Raw genomic sequence first — 17,239 nt, 5'->3', positions numbered from 1 at the left:
ATTACAGTTCTGACTGACACACCGCTATCGGGAGCAAGCCCCCTCCCACAGTTGAACCGAGTTCGGCTTAGGCTTTTGCGGCCATTGCGGTGACTTCGACACGCATGCCTTCAACAGCCAGGGAAGCCACACCCACCGCCGCCCGCACCGGCCACGGCTTGGCAAAGTAGCGCTTGTAGACTTCGTTGAACGCGGCGCGGTCGGCCATATCGGTGAGGTAGATGGTCAGGTGCATCACCCGGTCCATCGAGCTGCCGGCTTTTTCCAGGGCGACTTTGAGCGCTTGCAGGGTGCACTCGCTTTGCAGGGTGATGTCGCCCAGTTCCAGGCTGCCATCGGCGCGGGTCGGGATTTGGGTGGAGACGAGGATGCCGTTGAAGCCGATCACGTCGGACGAAATCGAGTCGGCATCCGGGTCGGGGGTGTAGGACAGGTCGTGGTTGGCCATGAGCGCCTCTTGGTGGCAGGTTCAGAAAGGCGCCCATGGTCCCCGAAAATCACGACAGGGGCAAACTACGCCCAGCGCCGGAACAACACGCTGGCATTCACGCCACCAAAACCGAAGCCATTGGACAGCGCGTATTCAATCGCCATCGGCCGGGCGGCGCCGCGCACCATGTCCAGGCCCTCGGCGAGGGCGTCGGGGTGGGCCAGGTTGAGGGTCACCGGGGCTATCTGGTCGCGCAGCGCCAGTACGGTGAAGATCGCTTCGATGCCGCCCGCAGCACCCAGCAAGTGGCCGGTGGCGGATTTGGTCGAGCTGATGGCGGGGCGGCCAGCAGCGCCGAAGACGGTCTTGATGGCCGCCAGTTCGCCTTTATCACCTACCGGGGTCGAGGTGGCGTGGGCGTTCAGATACTGCACGGCGGATGCCTCGATGCCGGCTTGGCGCAGCGCTTGGGTCATCGCCCGGCGCGCACCGTCACCGTCTTCAGGCCCGGCGGTCATGTGGTAGGCATCGGCGCTGGTGCCGTAGCCCACCAATTCGGCGATGGGCTGCGCACCTCGGGCCAAGGCGTGTTCCAGTTCTTCGATCACCAGGATGCCGGCGCCTTCGCCCATCACAAACCCGTCACGGGCCTGGTCAAATGGCCGCGAAGCCAGCTCCGGCGTGTCATTGAAGTCGCTGGACAACGCCCGCGCCGCCGCAAAGCCCGCCAGGCTGACGCGGTGGATTGCCGCTTCGGCACCACCGCACACCGCCACATCGACTTCACCGGCACGAATCATGCGCGCCGCATCGCCAATGGCTTGCACACCTGCGGCGCACGCGGTGACCGGCGCACCCAGCGGGCCTTTCAAGCCGTAGTTGATCGACACATGCCCAGCGGCCATGTTGCTGAGGAAGGAGGGAATGGTGAACGGCGACAGGCGCCGTGGGCCTTTGTTGTCGGTGATGCGTACCGCCTCGGCAATGGCCGGGAAGCCGCCGACACCAGAAGCAATGATGGTTGCCGTGCGCTCCTGTTGCTCCACGGTTTGCGGTGCCCAGCCCGCTTGTTTCAAGGCTTCGTCCGCCGCCGCCAGGGCGAACAGGATAAAGCGGTCCATCTTGCGTTGCTCCTTGGCTGCCAGCAGGCGATCAGGATCAAACCCGGCTTCGGGGTCCTGCAATACGCTCTGTACTTGGCCGCCGATGCTGATGGCCAGGTCGCCGATCAACTCCTGCGGCAGGCGCCGGATACCCGATTGCCCTTCCAACAGGCGTTTCCAGGTGGATTCCACACTCGATCCCAGCGGCGTCAGCGCGCCCATGCCGGTCACAACGATGCGTTTACTCATGATCACTCGACTCCGGTTGCGTTGAGGGTACAGACCCTATGGACGTCACTATCATCATGAAAGTAACATCGCGTCACACAACTTTGTAACCAGCCGCAGGAAACGCCATGCAACGCAAATCCCTCGTCAGCGACGAATGCCCCATCGCCCGTAGCCTGGAGCGGGTAGGGGAGTGGTGGAGCATCTTGATCATGCGTGATGCGCTGCACGGCTTGCGCCGTTTCGATGAGTTCTCCCGCAGCCTGGGCATCGCGCCCAACATGTTGACGCGCCGTCTCAATGGTTTGGTGGAGGCTGGCATGCTCGAGCGTCGCCCCTACAGCGAACGGCCGCCGCGCTACGAATATGTGCCGACGGCCAAGGGTGAGGATTTCAGCGTGGTGCTGATGTCACTGGTGGCGTGGGGCAATCGGCATTACGCCGAGGAGGGTTTGAGCGTGGAGGTGGTGGAGCGCGCCACGGGCCTGCCGGTGCAGCCGGCAATGGCCAATGCCGAGGGTCACTGTGTGCCGCTCAAGGACTGTGTGATCCAGGCCGGCCCAGCCGCCAGCGCGGGGATGCGCCAACGGTTGGGTTCGATTGTCGAGTGATTAGAGCAGGGTGAACGGGTAGTCGACGATCAAGCGCAGCTCGTTCAACTTGCCATCGCCCTGGTCGGCATTCGACGACACGATGGCATCACGCACCCGCAGCGACAGGTTTTTCGCCGGGCCGCTCTGGATCACGTACTTGGCTTCCAGGTCCGTCTCGTGATGGGCGCCATCCGAGCCGTAGTCGTTGGCATAGGCGCTGTGTTCCGGTGTGTGGGTGCCATCAATGTCCGAACCATTGATGTAACGGCCCATAAAACTCAAGCCGGGCACCCCATAGCTGGCCATGTTCAGGTCATAACGAATCCCCCACGATTGTTCGCCCGGGCCGTTGAAGTCACCCCACTGCACCGAGTTGGCCAGGAACACCGAGTCACCGCCTTCACCCGCGCCGTTGTTGCCGGTGCCGATGTAGTCGAACGGCGTGTCGCCATGCACTTTCTGGAACGACAGCGTCACGGTATGGGCTTGCAGGAACGAATACGCCGCCGCCAACGAGTAGGTGGTGTTGTTGATCGCCCCGGCCTTGGCGCTGCCGGTGTCGAGGGTGCGATACACGTTGCCGTCCAGGGCCAGGGACTGGTCATGGCCCAGCGCGATCACGTAGTTGAGGTTGGTGTAGTACTGGCGCCAGATATCTTCCAGTTCACCGGCATACAGCGTTGCGCTCAGGGACGGGGTGAAGGTGTATTTGCCGCCGACAAAACTGGCGCTGTTGGCCGGGATATTGGCGTAGGTCGCATAGATATCGTGGTCATGGTTGCTGGTCATGCCGCTGTTGGTACTGGTGAAGTGCCCGGCTTCCAGGTCCAGCCCGGCGATTTCGCTGCTGGTGAGGTCAAACCCGGTGGCGGTCTGCGGTAACAGGCGCGTACCGCCGGTGGCGAACACGGGTGCGGTGGGTTGCATGTCGCCAAATTTGAGCTCGGTCTTGGAGACCTTGATCTTCACCGCCGCACCCACGGACCCGTAGGCGTTTTCTGGGTCGCCATGGCGATCGGTGGGCAAATCGCCGGTGCCGGCATCCCCATGGGTGGCGTCCAGCTTCACCCCGCCGTAAGCGTAGGCATCAACGCCGAAACCGATGGTGCCCTGGGTAAAGCCCGAGGCGTAGTTGAGCATGGCGCCTTGGGTCCAGTCGCGGTTGTCGGCCTTGCCGCTTTGCCGGTCACGGTCGAAGTAATAGTTGCGCAACAGCCCGGTGACGCTGCTGCCTTCGACAAAACCCTTGGAGTCCGCCTGGTCCGTAACGGACTCGGCAAAGGCCAGTTGACTGATGCCGGCACACACCGCCAGTGCTAACAGGCTCGACTGTTTGATCATGTTATTTACTTCCCCAGGATGATTAACGCGCGCACAGAAACACTGCACTGGTTGATAAGTGAATACAGTTTTATTGGCAGGTAGTTGTCAGTGAGGCGTTACAGTTTTTATTGTGCCCGGCGTGGTTGCCGAAGCTGATTCTAAGCACAGTTCACGCGGGCCGCAGCCAGGCGCCGGATGAAACTCGATTAATAAAACTTCACGTTCTTTAATCGGGCAAAGGCGTAGTGTTGAGCCTGTCTTAGCCGCTCTGCTTCGACAAAATCCTTTGGTTGCCGCCGCAGACTCTGCGGCGGATTTTTTTGGGCACGTTATGACTTTATCTTTTCAGATAAGGTTTTGACGATATCCAAGAGCGGTTCGATTGATTGGGTGTCTAGTGCCGTGCAGCCCAATGAGCCCTTTGATGAATTCCGATCAATGTTCCAGTGCTGAAAGACTTCCTTGAGCTCACTCCATTCGGTACTGGTGCCAAATGTTCCCAAATAAAACTCACCGAAGCGGATGGCATGGATCCGGTCAGAACTCTTCAGTGACTCGTTATAGTAAGACGCCCCCAACGTAAATAGCGTTTTCGAGCACACACCCAGCAAGCCTACGACCACTGTGGCTTTCAAGGCCATTAAAACCAATATTTGCAGGCTGGGGTCCTGCATTTTTTGAACCTCGGAAATCCCATAGACAGCGAATGCAATACTCATTAGCAGGCATGCAAAACCGCCTGATATACAGCCGTAGCTAAGTTTCCGGTCGCGCGCCTCAAGCTTATGCAAAGAGTCAATTGCCTTTTGTACATAACTGTCGGTGCTGCTCTTGATTTCTTTTGCTTGCTCCTTCGCGGCCGCGTCGAGCGCGATATTTCGTCCAATGAATGTAGAAATCGCTTTCTCGATTTGCGGGACGATCACGTAGAGATTCGCATCCCGTTGGATGATCGCTTGTATGTCTTGAATGGTATGAGGCAGCACGCCGTCGTCGATAACGATCGGGATCAGCAACATTCTATTAGAGACTTCCGAATACGCTCGGGCTGCACCGACCTCCATCGGCAAATAGGAAGACTTGGGTGAGTTTTGAGAAATGACGACAATAAAAACTTCTGCGTTTTTAAGCGCCAGGCTCAGGGTTTTACGCCAGTCAACGCCCGGCGATAGTTCACTTTTGTCGTAAGTGACTGTATGGCCTGCGGACACCAGAAATGTGTTCAGGGACTCCACAAAGTCAGCGTCTTCGTGCTGATACGAAATATAAACTGATGCCATGGCAATCCGTCCTTGGTAGGCCTAGAGGTAAAGGGGGAGGGCTAGTCGCCCCCCATCACTCTTGTACGTCCATGAATTCTTTAGCCCACGCCACATAACTTTCCGGCAACGTGTAAGTGTGGGTCAGTTCAGTAGCACTGAGGTTCGAGGTGCTGTGGGTCAATTGGCGTTGGGCGCGCAGGCTGTCGTAGGTGGCCTTGATGGCTGCGAAGTAAGCGCCGTGACCTGCAACCACCACGCGCACGCCAAGGCTGGCCAGGCGCTGGGCGTCGTGCAGCTTGGGATTGCCGTAGGTCACCAGCATCAGCGGTACAGTCAGGTTTTCGGCGATCTTCTCCAGGTGGTCGAAGTCGCTCACGCCCACCATGCAGATGCCATCGGCACCGGCTTTTTGATAGGCCAGGGTACGTTCGATCACCGCTTCGGTGGGCAGCACGCCAGCGTTGGTGCGGGCGATGATCGACAATTCGGGGTCAACCCGGGCTTCCAGCGCGGCGCGGACCTTGCCGATGCCTTCGTCGATGGAAATCAGGTCGGTGGATTTACGCCCGAATTGCGCCGGCAGCAGGGTGTCTTCGATGGTCAATGCGGCCACACCGGCGCGCTCAAGCTCTTCGACGGTGCGCATCACGTTCAAGGCATTGCCATAGCCGTGGTCGGCATCGGCAATAAAGGGCAGTTGCGCCACACGCCCAATGCGGGTGGCCTGCTCGACGAACTCACTCAGCGTGATAAGCGCAAAATCGGGTGCTGCCAGTACCTGTAGCGAGGCCACGGAGCCCCCCAGGATGCCAACCTCAAAACCCAGGTCGGCGGCGATACGTGCAGACATCGGGTCAAAGACAGAAGCGGTTTCAACGCACGCAGGCGTTGCAAGCAGTTCACGGAAATTACGGCGCAGGGCTGTGTGAGACTTTTTCGGCATGATCTTTCCTGGTTGGGGCCATTGACTGCATACGATCAATGCCTATTGGTAGACGTGTGAGATTACCATGTAGGAAAACGTAGGATTATGACGTTTGAGAATGGCCTATGCGTAAAGCACATACGGGCGCACCTCAATAGGGCATGGTTCACACGATGAATGCGTTTTACGCATTATTAATGAATTAGGTTATGCGCTATCGGTATTTTACAGGTGGCGTTCAGGCCCTCATCGTGGCTACCTCATAAATACTGCCGAGACCGCGCGCGCGGATCGACCTGAACTGTCTGTAAAGGCATCTGGAGACGAACGTGCGTTACCTGACCAAACTGGCGACCGGCCTAGCCACTACCTTGTTGTGCCTGGCAGCGCAGGCGCAAACCTTGGTGGTGGGCGACCAAAGCTACAACGCCCAGGCTGTAATGGAGGCGGCGGGGGTGTTGAACGATCTGCCTTATACCCTTGAATGGAAGCAATTCACCGCCGGCTCACCAGTGGCCGAAGCGCTTAATGCCAACAGCCTGGATATCGGCTTGCTGGGGGATGCACCGGTGCTCTTCCTGGGCGCGTTGGGGGCACCGATCAAGGTGATCGCTGTCACACGGCAAAACCTCGACGGCGTGGCCATCCTGGTGAAAAAAGACTCGTCTATTCACAGCCTTGCCGACCTCAAGGGCAAGCGCGCAGCCGTTTGGAAGGGCTCCTGGAGCCAGCAGCTGTTGTTCACGGCCCTGGACAAAGCCGGTGTACCACGGGATTCGCTGGAGCTGCGTTACCTCAGCGCCCTGGACGCGTCCCACGCCCTGGAGGGTGGTTCGGTTGACGTGATCGCGACGTGGGAACCCTATGTCACGCAGCAGGAACGCCAAGGTGCGCGGGTACTTGCAACGGCCGATGGCTTAATCCCAGCTCAGAGCTACATTGCCGCTAACGCCAAGGCCGTTGAGGCCAAGCGGGCGCAGATCAGTGACTTTTTGCAGCGCTTGAAAAAAGCCCGTGACTGGACCCGCCAAAGCCCCGACAACACCGATGCCTACGCGGATGCATGGGCTAAGCGCACGCGGGCCGACGCTGACATTGCACGCGCTTGGTTCGCCCGCGCCGGCACGACGGTCGAGCCGGTGACGGCACAATCACCTGTAGAAGCGCAAAAGACCGTGGACTTCTTTGCAGGCCTTGGCCTGGTCAAGTCGTATCCGGCGGTTAGCCTGTTCGACGCTTCATTTGCAGCGTCTCTGCAACCTGCCGTCGCCCAAAAACAGCCCTGAACGTGCCAAGGAGTCCGTTAGACATGAGCAAAAGACAACTCAAGCTCGGCGCCTTGACCATGGGCTGTGGCGGGCCGGGTCGCCATAACCTGTGGCTGGACCCGCAACTGCCGGCCGATGCCAGTGTGAATATCGACTGGTATATCGACATTGCTCGCCAAGCCGAAGCGGCGCTGTTCGACTTGATGTTCATCGTCGACAGCCAGTTCATCACGCCAGGTTCGCCCTCCCATTACCTCAATCGACTGGAGCCGCTGACGTTGTTATCGGCGCTGGCGGTCAGCACGCGGCATTTGGGCTTGGTCGGGACGCTGACCACCTCTTACAACTCGCCCTATAACGTCGCGCGGCGGCTGGCGTCCCTGGACCTGATCAGCAAAGGTCGTGCGGGATGGAACGTGGTCACCAGCGGTGACGCGGGTACGGCGGGCAATTACAGCCGTGACGAGCATTATGATTACAACACCCGTTACGGCCGCGCCGCTGAGCATGTGCAGGTGGTGCAGGGGTTGTGGAACTCCTACGAGGACGATGCCTTTGTGCGTAACCGGGCAACTGGTGAGTTTCTTGATTCGAGCAAACTGCACAGCCTGAACCACAGTGGCGAGCATTTCTCTGTAGTCGGCCCGTTGAACATCCAGCGCTCGCCCCAAGGCCAGCCGGTGATCTTCCAGGCCGGCGATTCGGAGCAAGGCCGCGACCTGGGCGCGGCTACGGCGGATGTGATCTTCACCCACGCGGCGAGCATCGAGCAGGGCCAGGCGTTTTACCGGGATATAAAGGGCAGGGCGCTGCAACGGGGGCGCGACCCGGAGCAATTGCTGGTGATGCCCGGCGCGGAAATCTATGTCGGCGACACCGACGCGCAAGCGCGTGAAATCGAGCAGCACTACCACCAAGCCGACCATAGTTTTGAACTGGCGTTGAAGGAGTTCGGACGTAATTTTGGCTGGCATGATTTCAGCCAGTACGATCTTGACGCACCATTTCCTCAGGAAAGCCTGGAGGCGGCCCGCAGCAGCTTTTTCACTGCTGCCAAACGTATTGCTGACCAAGCCTTGGAAAAAAGTTTCACCTTGCGCCAAGCCGTAGAGTTCGGCCGGCAACTGCGCCCGGGTGCGTTCGTGGGCACGGCGGATACGGTTGCGCAGAAAATGGCGCAGTGGTTAGAGGCGCGTGCCGTGGATGGATTCAACATCTACATCGGGCACCCGGAACAGTTCAAGCGGTTCACGCAGGAGGTCATACCGTTGTTGCAAGCGCGAGGCGTGTACCGCACGGCGTATGAAGGTACGACGCTGCGCGAGAGCCTGGGGTTGGAGATTCCGAGGTCAGGCAGCAGAGAATGAGGTTAGAGTGTTAACCCCACGTCTAAATGCTCTGTGAATAATGAATCGTGCGCTGTTTATCTCTCTCGATGGCCCCAAGGGAACCGGCAAAACTACCTTGCTGGAATCCATTACGGCAGCGCTGAGGGCTGACAATAAGAAAGTCGTCCGCCTGTGCGAGAGAAAAAGCGACCCCAACAGGGCTGAAACCATGGCCCTTGTTAATCAACTAGCCAGGCATCCTTCCCGGGATCTGGAGTGGGCTGTGTGCCAGCGTTTTGCACAAAGCAGGCGCTGGATTTCCCAGCATGTGCTGACTAAACAGCCGCAGGACAGCATCATCTTGATTGACCGCTGGTATCCATCGGATGCCGCATTTCGCCACACCGTGCCATTTGCGGACATTCTCCAGTTGAACAGGGATTTAGGCGTGAAAACGCCAGACCTGCATGTCGGCGTTGTCACCGCGCCGCAGATATCGTGGACAAGAGCAGCGACACGCTCGCGGGGGCTGGGTGGCACTGTGATCCAGCGGTATGCCGAACACGTCGCGTGTACCGAGATGTTTGAACGGGCGATTGGTGATCATGGCTGGGTTTTATGCCGTAACGAGGAAACGATCGAAGACGCAACGAGGCAGGTGGTTTCTGAGATCGGTAAAGTCTATGGGTGAAAGGCAAAGGGGGCTGTGCACTGGCAGCCTGATACATTATTTAACATAATATACATTATGCGTAATATCCTATTACACATTCTTGGCCAGTCCCCAGCAGATTTCAAGCTCACTCTCGCGCTTTAGCCCTTGGCCAATGGCGCCCCTTGCAAACCTCATCTTTACTCGCTGCACGGACGTCGCCACCGCGTGAGGTTTTGCATGAAGCAAATAATCTGCGCTGCGCTGTTATCAATGCTGTTGTCTGGTTGTGTTTGAAGCCACCGTCGAGTTTTTGCGCTTGCTGGATGCAGGCAACGTCGATAAGACCTGGTCAGCCTCCAGTGCGCTGCTTAAAGCCACGGCATCTGAAACGATGTGGACCAACGGCATCAAGGCCATGCGTTTGGGGCTCGGCACCTTTGTTGAGCGCGGATGCCTGATGTACCTGTCGGCCGTTACACGATTGTTGAGTGCGTGACGACGTTTTGCCGAGGCCCTGCAACAGAAAACATCGTGCTGCATGAAGACACCAGTCAGTGGCGTGTGGCGGGTTATTCTGTCACCCAGCGCTTTTTCAGCAGCGATACGAGTGACAGGAAAGCGCCCTGAACTGTCTTTTAATATTCAAATAAATTATAACTAAACTAAATAGTCATTTAGTTTAGTTATATTAAAGGCTGGCCCTATCTCATGGTCAAGCCCCCCGCTGCTACCGATCAGTAACGGTAGCCGAGCGTCATCATCATCGTACGGTCATCGCCCAAGGCCACTGCATTTTTGACGCCGCCGGTGTAGTACTCCCTGTCGAATAGGTTCTTCACGTTGAACCCGGCGCGCCAATGCTCCTGTTCGTAAGCCACACCTACGTCGGCGACTGCGTAGCCTGCGACTCGGTAGCCGTACGTGTATTTCTCACCCTCGGCACGCAATCCGCCGTTTACACTCCAGCCTTTCGGGCTGTCATCCAGGCGATAGCGCGCATGCAGCGTTGCCGTGTGGCGTGGGACGTTGTTCAGTCGGCCGCCCTCCACGGTGTCCGTCGACCCGCCGTTATCAGTGATGACCGCCATGGTGTAGGAATAACCCCCCATCAGGCTCAAGCGATCATTCACATCCGAAGTAACGCCCAGCTCGAAACCACGGGTGCGCTGCTCGCCCACGGCGACGCTGTAGGCATCATTATTCGGGTCGGTTTCCAGCACGTTTTGCCGGCGCAAGTCGAAAATCGCCGTGGTCAGCAATGTTTTACCGGGTACCAGGTCCCACTTGATGCCGCCTTCCCACTGCTGGCCTTTTTCCGGATCAAACACGTTGCCGCTGGCATCAGTACCGGTGTTTGGGAAGAACGAGGTGGAATAGCTGACATAGGGGCGCACGTTTTCAAACAACTCGTACATCACGGCGACAGAGCCTGTGGTCGCATCGGCCGGTGCGTTACTGCGCTCATCCTTCAACTGATTAACGGTGTAGGTTGCGGTCTGGTCAAACCGCAGGCCGGCCTGCAGGTTCCACTTGTCGCCGATTTTGACATTGTCGCGCAGATAAGTGCCCAGCATGCGTACGGTGGTGTACTGCTGGGTCCTGGGCGTTGTCGGGCACACGATTGCGCTGCCATACACCGGGTTGTAGATGTTCAACGAGCCGACAGTACAGGTCTTGCTCACCTGCTCTTCCCGTGAACGCAAATAGTCAACGCCCGCGGTGACTTCGTGTGCCGTATCGCCAAGATTGAAGGTGCGCTGCAGGTTGTTATCGAGGCTGATGTTATCACCCGACAATTGTTGGTCGGTCACGGAGCGTTTCAATGTGCTCCCGGTCAAAACGCCGGCCGCAACCAATTGCCCACTGAGGGTGTAGTCCTGCCAGCGCAGGTTCTGGTTGAAGGTCCAGCCGTTGTCGAAGCGATGGGTCAAGGCATAACCCAGGCGATTTTCCTGGCCGTGGTAAGGGTCTTGATCCGGCTCACCGGTAAACAGATGGCGGGACACTTTGCCAGCAACGCTGGGGGGAATGCCTTGTTGGCGAATGTAGGAGCGGTCCTGATGGCTGGCCAGAATGGTGAAGTCGGTGTCGTCACCAAAGTCCAGCGATAGCGACGGCGCGATGTAGCTGCTTTTGGACCACACATGATCAGTCGAGTCGTTGGACGCACTGCTCAACCCGTTGAGCCGGATCGCCGCCTTGCCGTTTTCCGACAATGGCGTGCCCACATCGAAGGTGCCTTGGCGCAGGTCGTTGCTGCCGTAGGTGAAGTCAATATTGGCAAACGGATCGGCCTTGGGGCGCTTGGTGACGATGTTCACTACGCCGCCCGGCATGACCAGGCCATAGAGCAGCGACGCCGGCCCCTTCAAGACCTCCACTTGCTCTGCGCCAAACAACTGCTGGGCCACACGATTTGAGGAAGACGTACGCAAGCCATCAACAAACAACGAGTCCGACGCCACTTGACCACGAATGATCAAGTCATCCCAGCCACGCCGACCGTACGTGCCAGCGCTTACACCAGGTACGTTCTGCAACGCATCGGTCAAGCTCAGTGCTTGTTGGCTGTCGAGCACAGCGCGTGGGACCACCGTGATGGTCTGAGCGGTTTCGGCCAGTGGGACACTGGATTTGGTCACCTGCACCGGTGTGAAGCCAGTAAACGAGTTTTCGTCGGAATACGTAGCAGCGCCCTCCACCGCCGTTTCTGGCAACACAATTGCCGCGCTCGCATCGGTAGTTTCAACGGATTCTGCGGCCGATAGCGACGAACAGGACACCAACAGCAAGCCACTGACGGCGAAGGGAATTGACGGTCGCAGCATACGCACTCCTGGCGCGGGGGATCTTGAGGGCGCGGATGTTATTGGCAGCCATTGCTAGATGTCAATTATTCTCAACTAGATACAATTGACGCTCACCTTCCCCCAAACATCAAAAAAACCAAATGCCAGTCTCCAAACATATGGATTTATCCAAATGTTTGCCTCTCTTAAGCTCTCCCCCACTCCTCCCCGTGATGGAGCATCTGTTGTCGGTACGCCCTGGCCACAAGGGCGATCCTAAAAATAATGTGTCTGCCGACCCAAGGAATACCTATGTCCTCTCCTTTGTCTGACCGGCAAAACGCCGATGAGCGCCTGTTACACAGCCAAGGCTACGATCAACAACTGCACCGGGGGCTGTCGCTCTGGTCGTCGTTTTCGGTGGGGTTTGCCACGGTATCCCCCGTTGTAGGCATTTATTCGGTCATGTCGCTGGGTGCGATGAACGCGGGCCCGTCCTGGGTCTGGATCGTTCCGTTGTGTCTGGCCCTGCAACTGCTGGTGGCGTTGGTTTACGCCGAGCTCGCGTCCCAATACCCCTTGGCCGGCGGCTGCTACCAATGGGTCAAGCGCCTGGCCGGAGAACGCTGGGCCTGGTTTACCGGGTTCATGTACTTGGCTTCGGCGCTGGCTTCGCTAACTACCGTCGCTTACTTGGGCGGTTTTTGGCTCTGGCTGTTTTGCACTGGCGAGCCGCCCTCGGCCAATGCCCAGGTGTTCAGTGGCGCCGTGTTGTTGGTAGTGGGGCTGGGGGTGAATCTATTTGGGATCAACCCGCTCAAGTACTTCGTCAATGCCGGGATTGTTGCTGAAGCCATTGCCTCGATTGGGATTGGCGTGTTGTTGCTGCTATTTTTCCGCAACCACTCGTTCTCCTTGCTGCTGGAAGGGCTGACCTCCAGTCAAGGTAATGACGGCGACTACTTTCCGGGATTTCTGACCGCGATGGCAGTGGGTGGCTGGGCCTTTCTCGGCTTTGATGCCTGTTCGCAAGTATCGGAAGAAACCGCAGACGCCCGTACCTCTACACCCCGCGCGATCCTGCGCTCGATGATCCTGGTCGGCCTGACCGTGATGCTCACCGCGTTTGCCGTCACCCTGTCCTACAGCGATACCGGCGCAATGGTCTCCGGCCAAGTCATCGACCCGGTTACACCTGCTGTGGTGGATGCGTTCGGGGCTTGGGCCGAGCGACCCTTCGTGGCCGTGGTGCTGGTGGCATTCATTGCCTGCGTGGTGTCGGTGCAAACCTATATAGGCCGGGCGGTATTCGGCATGGCCCGCGACAAGATCTTGCCAGCCTCTGCGCTGCTCAGCCGCGTGGACACACGCAAAGTGCCGTTCGCCGCCATGGTGTTCAGCACCCTGTTTGCCAGCTTCGGACTGGCGTTGGGCCTCAATGCAACGGCGGTCGGCACCCTGATCGCGTTTGGCAGCGGCGGCTTCTTCTTTGTGTTCCTGATCGTGGTGAGCTGCGCCCTGCTCGCCCGCCTCAAAGGCAACTGGAAGCCAGAACCCGGCACATTCAGCCTCGGGCGTTGGGGCCTGGTGGTCAACGTTGCGGCCTTTATCTGGCTGGTATTCGAAAGCATCAACGTGGCCTGGCCCCGTGAAGCCCTGGCCCCGCCCGGTGCGCCTTGGTTCCAGGTGTGGGCGGTGGTGTTGGTGTTCTCGGTCCTGGCAGTGCTGGGGTTGATCTACCTGTTCTGGGCCAAGCCCACGCTGCGCACTGCCAGCCCGCAGCTGCGCACTCATTAATCCGGATACGGAGTTTCAGATGTCTGCCGTTCACTATTGGAATTACCCCACCGACATCTTCTGCGGCCCAGGCGCCCTGGAGACCCTGGCCCAGCGCTGCGCCTTATTGGAGATGCGCAAGCCTTTGCTGGTGACTGACCCCGGCATGCTCGCCCTGGAGCCGCTGGCACTGCTCAAAGCCCATCTGATCGAGGCCGATATTGCGTTTGGCGTCTTCAGCGACATCCAGGCCAACCCCACGCTGCAGGATGTGGCGCGCGGCGTTGCGGCTTTCCAGGCCGGGGGGCATGACGCATTGATTGCCTTGGGCGGTGGCAGCGCCATGGATGCCGCCAAAGGCATCAGCCTGGCCGCCGTTGACCGGCACGGCTTGGCGCGCTTCGAATGGTCACAGGTGATCAGCCGCTACCCGAGTCTTGCGGACTTTCCGAGGCTGGGCCTGCCCAAGCTGATTGCATTACCCACCACCGCTGGCACCGGCTCTGAGCTGGGTCGCGAGGCAGTGTTGACCCTGAGCGAACACAACATCAAGCAGGTGATCAGTCACCCGGAGCTGTTGCCGGCTACGGTCATCCTTGACCCGATCCTGACCCGAGGTCTGCCGCCAGCACTCACTGCCGCGACCGGTATGGATGCCCTCACCCACCACATCGAGGCCTTCTGCTCGCCGCTGTATCACCCCATGTCCTCGGGTGTGGCGGTGGAAGGTGTGCGATTGATCCAGCAGCACTTGCCCGCAGCGTTCGCCGATGGCCAGGACCTGGTGGCCCGTGAAGGCATGTTGATCGCGTCGGCCATGGCCGCCGTTGCATTCCAGAAAGGCCTGGGTGGCGTGCACGCCCTCGCCCATCCGCTGGGCGCGCGCTTTCACAAGCATCACGGGTTGCTGAACGCCATTTTGTTGCCCTACGTAATGATCGCCAACCGTGAAGTCATCAGTGCGGACATTGCGCGCCTGGCCCGTTACCTGGAACTGCCGCAGCCGGACTTCGACGGTTTCGTACAGTGGGTGCTGCAGTTGCGCCGGCAACTGGCGATTCCCCATCGCCTGCGGGACATCGGCCTGGATGCCGACGCGGCTGAATGGGTGGGCGAGCAGGCGGTTGCCGATATCTCATCCTCGGATACCAACGCGCGGCCGTTGAGTGCCCAGGAATACAGCCAGGTGTTTCGCAACGCCGTCGATGGCGAGCTACCCGCTGTGTTCCGCCAGTAAGTCATCAATAAACGCCCGCACCGCCTCGCTTTGAGGATGCCCGACATGGGTGATCATGCTGTGCTGCACCGCGTAATGCAGGGTATCGGGGCGCAGTGCGCGCATGTGCCCGCTGGCAATCCACGGTGCGGCGTAATGCGCCGGTAAATAACCCAAATGGGTGCCGGCCAATACGCCATGGGCCACCGCTTCCATATGGTAGGCGGTGGCCGATGCGCGCAGGGGCGCCACCGGCAGGGTCTGGTCCGCCGGGAGGAAGCCATGCTTGATCCAGTCACAGCCCTGCAATTGTTCAATACTGGGGGCCTGAACCGCGAATAATGGGTGCTTTTGCCCGCAGAAAATGCCGATCGCTTCGCTGTACAACGGTTGGTAAGCCAGTGTCGGCAAGGGCCGGCTGAAATACGAGATGGCCATGTCCAACTGGCCGTCGATCACCGCCAACTCAAGCTCTGTGGGTGAGTTGACGAAAATGTGCAGGTGCATATCGTGCTCGCGCTGATAGAACCGTGCGATGGCCGCATCGATGCGGGCCGTCGGCAATGTGGCGATATTGTCCGCGAGCCCCAAGTACAAATCCCCCACCAACCGCCCCGCCAGGTCCTGCGCCTCATCGCGAAAAGCATCTACCGCCCCGAACAGCGCCGCTGACGCTGTAAGAATGCGCTGGCCCTTTTCGGTCAGGCGAAAGCCACCCTTGCCCCGTTCACAGATCCGATAACCCAGGCGTTTTTCCAGGCCCGAAATATGGGTGCTGATATTGGACTGGCTCATGTTCAACTCCGCCTGGGCTGCGGTGAACCCGCCGCACCTGACCACCACGGAAAAGATCCGTAGCAGGCGCAAGTCCATGTCGGTGACGTTTCTGAGCACTGCAACTCCCCGGCTAGCAAAAATAAGCGCCTCATTCAACGCCACGCGCTGGGCAGCGTCAATGCGGCTTGTGTGCTGCGGCCACCAAACTTAAGCTGACGCTCCTTTGCTGCCCTGCCCGGAACCCCCATGTCTCGAAGCATCGCCCACCTCGCCCTGCTCCTGGGCCTGATCACCGCCGTCGGCCCGTTCGCCATCGACAGTTACTTGCCCGCCTTGCCTACCTTGGGTGCCAGCCTGCACGCCTCGCCGGCAGCGGTGCAGATGAGCCTTACCGTATTTTTCATGATCATCGGCGTGTGCCAGTTGTTCTACGGGCCGATCAGCGATGTGTTCGGGCGCAAGCCGCCGATCTATGCCGGGTTGGTGATTTTTGCCGTGGCCAGTGTGGGGTGCGCATTGGCGCCCACTATCGAGGTGTTGATTGGTTTTCGTGCGCTGCAGGCCTTCGGCGCTTGTGCCGGGATGGTGATTCCCCGGGCAATCGTACGTGACCTCTACACCGGCCATGAAGCCGCGAAGTTGATGGCCTTGCTGATGCTGGTGATGAGCGTCTCGCCGATCCTTGCGCCGTTGGCTGGCAGCCTGGTGATTTCGCTGTGGAGCTGGCGCGAAGTGTTTGCCGCGCTGGCGATCGTCGCGGTGGCGTGCCTGGTCATGACCATTGTGCAACTGCCCGAAACCCACCCGGCGGAGCGGCGCCTGGGCAAGACCCTGGGCAACTCATTCGGCAGCTACGGTGCATTGTTGCGCGACCCGGTATTTACCGGCTTGTCGGTGGTCAGCGGTTTTGGCCTGGCCACGTTCTTCGTGTTTATCGGCAGCGCGCCGTTCGTCTACATCGAGCACTACGGCCTGACGCCGACCCAGTTCAGCCTGGGCTTCGCCGTCAATGCCGCATCGTTCTTTGCCATGAGCCAACTCACCGCGAGCCTCAGCGCACGGTTTGGCCTGGCGCCGGTGATCCGCTGGTCGGTGGTGGCCGTGGCGGTCGTGATGGTGCTGCTGGCAAGCACCACGTTGTGGATCGACAACCTGGCGCTGATGATGGTGCTGCTGTTTATCGGTTTTGGTTTTCTTGGCCTGTTATTGCCGGCGGCGGGTGTGCTGTCCTTGGAAGACCATGGCGCGGTGGCTGGTTCTGCATCGGCGCTGCTGGGGGCAATCCAGATGATCACCGCTGCTGCGTCCATGAGCCTGGTGGGCGTATTTGCCGATCACACGCCGGCGCCGATGTTGATGGGTATCGCGCTGTGTGCCGTTGCAGCCATGCTCACGGTGATGTGGACGCTGCGCCGCCTGCCGGCTCACCTGGCGAGCGCCCCGCCCTCCCCCTGATTCAATGTGCAAATACAATTTTTTGTGGGAGCGGGCTTGCTCGCGAATGCAGTGGATCAGTCGAAACATCTGTGACTGATACACCCTATTCGCGAGCAAGCCCGCTCCCAC

At 59.2% G+C, this 17,239-nt stretch carries 14 protein-coding genes and 1 pseudogene; 8 read left to right on the top strand and 7 right to left on the bottom strand.

The genetic code is table 11. The features are described 5' to 3' along the window. Positions 1-67 precede the first annotated feature (67 nt). A complete protein-coding gene (locus ACLD1Y_RS04275; protein ID WP_429475762.1) occupies positions 68-448 on the bottom strand; it encodes a RidA family protein in 381 nt (126 codons plus the stop codon). A gap of 65 nt (positions 449-513) precedes the next feature. Then, a complete protein-coding gene (fabF, locus tag ACLD1Y_RS04270; RefSeq protein WP_429475760.1) occupies positions 514-1,782 on the bottom strand; it encodes a beta-ketoacyl-ACP synthase II in 1,269 nt (422 codons plus the stop codon). Between the two features lie 107 nt (positions 1,783-1,889). Between fabF and ACLD1Y_RS04265 the strand changes: the two genes are divergently transcribed. Then, entirely contained in the window at positions 1,890-2,372 is a 483-nt protein-coding gene (locus ACLD1Y_RS04265; protein ID WP_429475758.1) for a winged helix-turn-helix transcriptional regulator, read from the top strand. Here ACLD1Y_RS04265 and ACLD1Y_RS04260 read toward each other — a convergent pair whose 3' ends face one another. From ACLD1Y_RS04260 to ACLD1Y_RS04250, 3 genes are all read right to left on the bottom strand, one after another. After that, the gene (locus ACLD1Y_RS04260; protein ID WP_429475756.1) at positions 2,373-3,695 is read right to left on the bottom strand and encodes an OprD family porin; all 1,323 of its coding nucleotides are present in this window, start codon (positions 3,693-3,695) and stop codon (positions 2,373-2,375) included. Between the two features lie 311 nt (positions 3,696-4,006). Beyond that, entirely contained in the window at positions 4,007-4,957 is a 951-nt protein-coding gene (locus ACLD1Y_RS04255; RefSeq protein ID WP_429475754.1) for a toll/interleukin-1 receptor domain-containing protein, read from the bottom strand. Between the two features lie 55 nt (positions 4,958-5,012). Further along, on the bottom strand, positions 5,013-5,882 hold the full coding sequence (locus tag ACLD1Y_RS04250) for an isocitrate lyase/PEP mutase family protein (protein ID WP_429475752.1): 870 nt from the start codon (positions 5,880-5,882) through the stop codon (positions 5,013-5,015). Positions 5,883-6,193: 311 nt separating this feature from the next. On the opposite strand from ACLD1Y_RS04250, the gene ACLD1Y_RS04245 reads away from it, so the two are divergent. From ACLD1Y_RS04245 to ACLD1Y_RS04230, 4 genes and pseudogenes are all read left to right on the top strand, one after another. After that, on the top strand, positions 6,194-7,150 hold the full coding sequence (locus tag ACLD1Y_RS04245) for an ABC transporter substrate-binding protein (RefSeq protein WP_429475750.1): 957 nt from the start codon (positions 6,194-6,196) through the stop codon (positions 7,148-7,150). A 23-nt stretch (positions 7,151-7,173) separates the two neighbouring features. Continuing rightward, positions 7,174-8,499, top strand: coding sequence for an LLM class flavin-dependent oxidoreductase (locus tag ACLD1Y_RS04240; RefSeq protein WP_429475748.1), 1,326 nt, complete (start codon positions 7,174-7,176; stop codon positions 8,497-8,499). A 40-nt stretch (positions 8,500-8,539) separates the two neighbouring features. Continuing rightward, on the top strand, positions 8,540-9,151 hold the full coding sequence (locus ACLD1Y_RS04235) for a dTMP kinase (RefSeq protein WP_429475746.1): 612 nt from the start codon (positions 8,540-8,542) through the stop codon (positions 9,149-9,151). A 250-nt stretch (positions 9,152-9,401) separates the two neighbouring features. Continuing rightward, a pseudogene (locus ACLD1Y_RS04230) lies at positions 9,402-9,742 on the top strand (DUF4019 domain-containing protein). 107 nt (positions 9,743-9,849) lie between these two features. On the opposite strand, the gene ACLD1Y_RS04225 reads toward ACLD1Y_RS04230, so the two are convergent. Then, positions 9,850-11,943, bottom strand: coding sequence for a TonB-dependent siderophore receptor (locus ACLD1Y_RS04225; protein WP_429475744.1), 2,094 nt, complete (start codon positions 11,941-11,943; stop codon positions 9,850-9,852). A gap of 273 nt (positions 11,944-12,216) precedes the next feature. On the opposite strand from ACLD1Y_RS04225, the gene ACLD1Y_RS04220 reads away from it, so the two are divergent. Both ACLD1Y_RS04220 and ACLD1Y_RS04215 read left to right on the top strand, forming a co-directional pair. Then, positions 12,217-13,701 carry an APC family permease gene (locus ACLD1Y_RS04220; RefSeq protein WP_429475742.1) on the top strand — a complete coding sequence of 495 codons (1,485 nt, stop codon included), beginning with the start codon at positions 12,217-12,219 and terminating at the stop codon, positions 13,699-13,701. Between the two features lie 19 nt (positions 13,702-13,720). After that, the gene (locus tag ACLD1Y_RS04215) at positions 13,721-14,917 is read left to right on the top strand and encodes an iron-containing alcohol dehydrogenase (protein ID WP_429475740.1); all 1,197 of its coding nucleotides are present in this window, start codon (positions 13,721-13,723) and stop codon (positions 14,915-14,917) included. Here the strand turns inward: ACLD1Y_RS04215 and ACLD1Y_RS04210 are convergent. Continuing rightward, entirely contained in the window at positions 14,894-15,790 is an 897-nt protein-coding gene (locus ACLD1Y_RS04210; protein WP_429475738.1) for a LysR family transcriptional regulator, read from the bottom strand. The two genes, ACLD1Y_RS04215 and ACLD1Y_RS04210, sit on opposite strands and share 24 nt — an antisense overlap. Before the next feature lie 129 nt (positions 15,791-15,919). Between ACLD1Y_RS04210 and ACLD1Y_RS04205 the strand changes: the two genes are divergently transcribed. After that, positions 15,920-17,128, top strand: coding sequence for a multidrug effflux MFS transporter (locus ACLD1Y_RS04205; protein WP_429475736.1), 1,209 nt, complete (start codon positions 15,920-15,922; stop codon positions 17,126-17,128). Positions 17,129-17,239: the final 111 nt, after the last annotated feature.

Origin of the sequence: Pseudomonas sp. 18175 (assembly GCF_050432925.1) — a bacterium.
Lineage (GTDB): Bacteria > Pseudomonadota > Gammaproteobacteria > Pseudomonadales > Pseudomonadaceae > Aquipseudomonas.
This window is presented reverse-complemented; position numbering and strand designations above follow the sequence as displayed.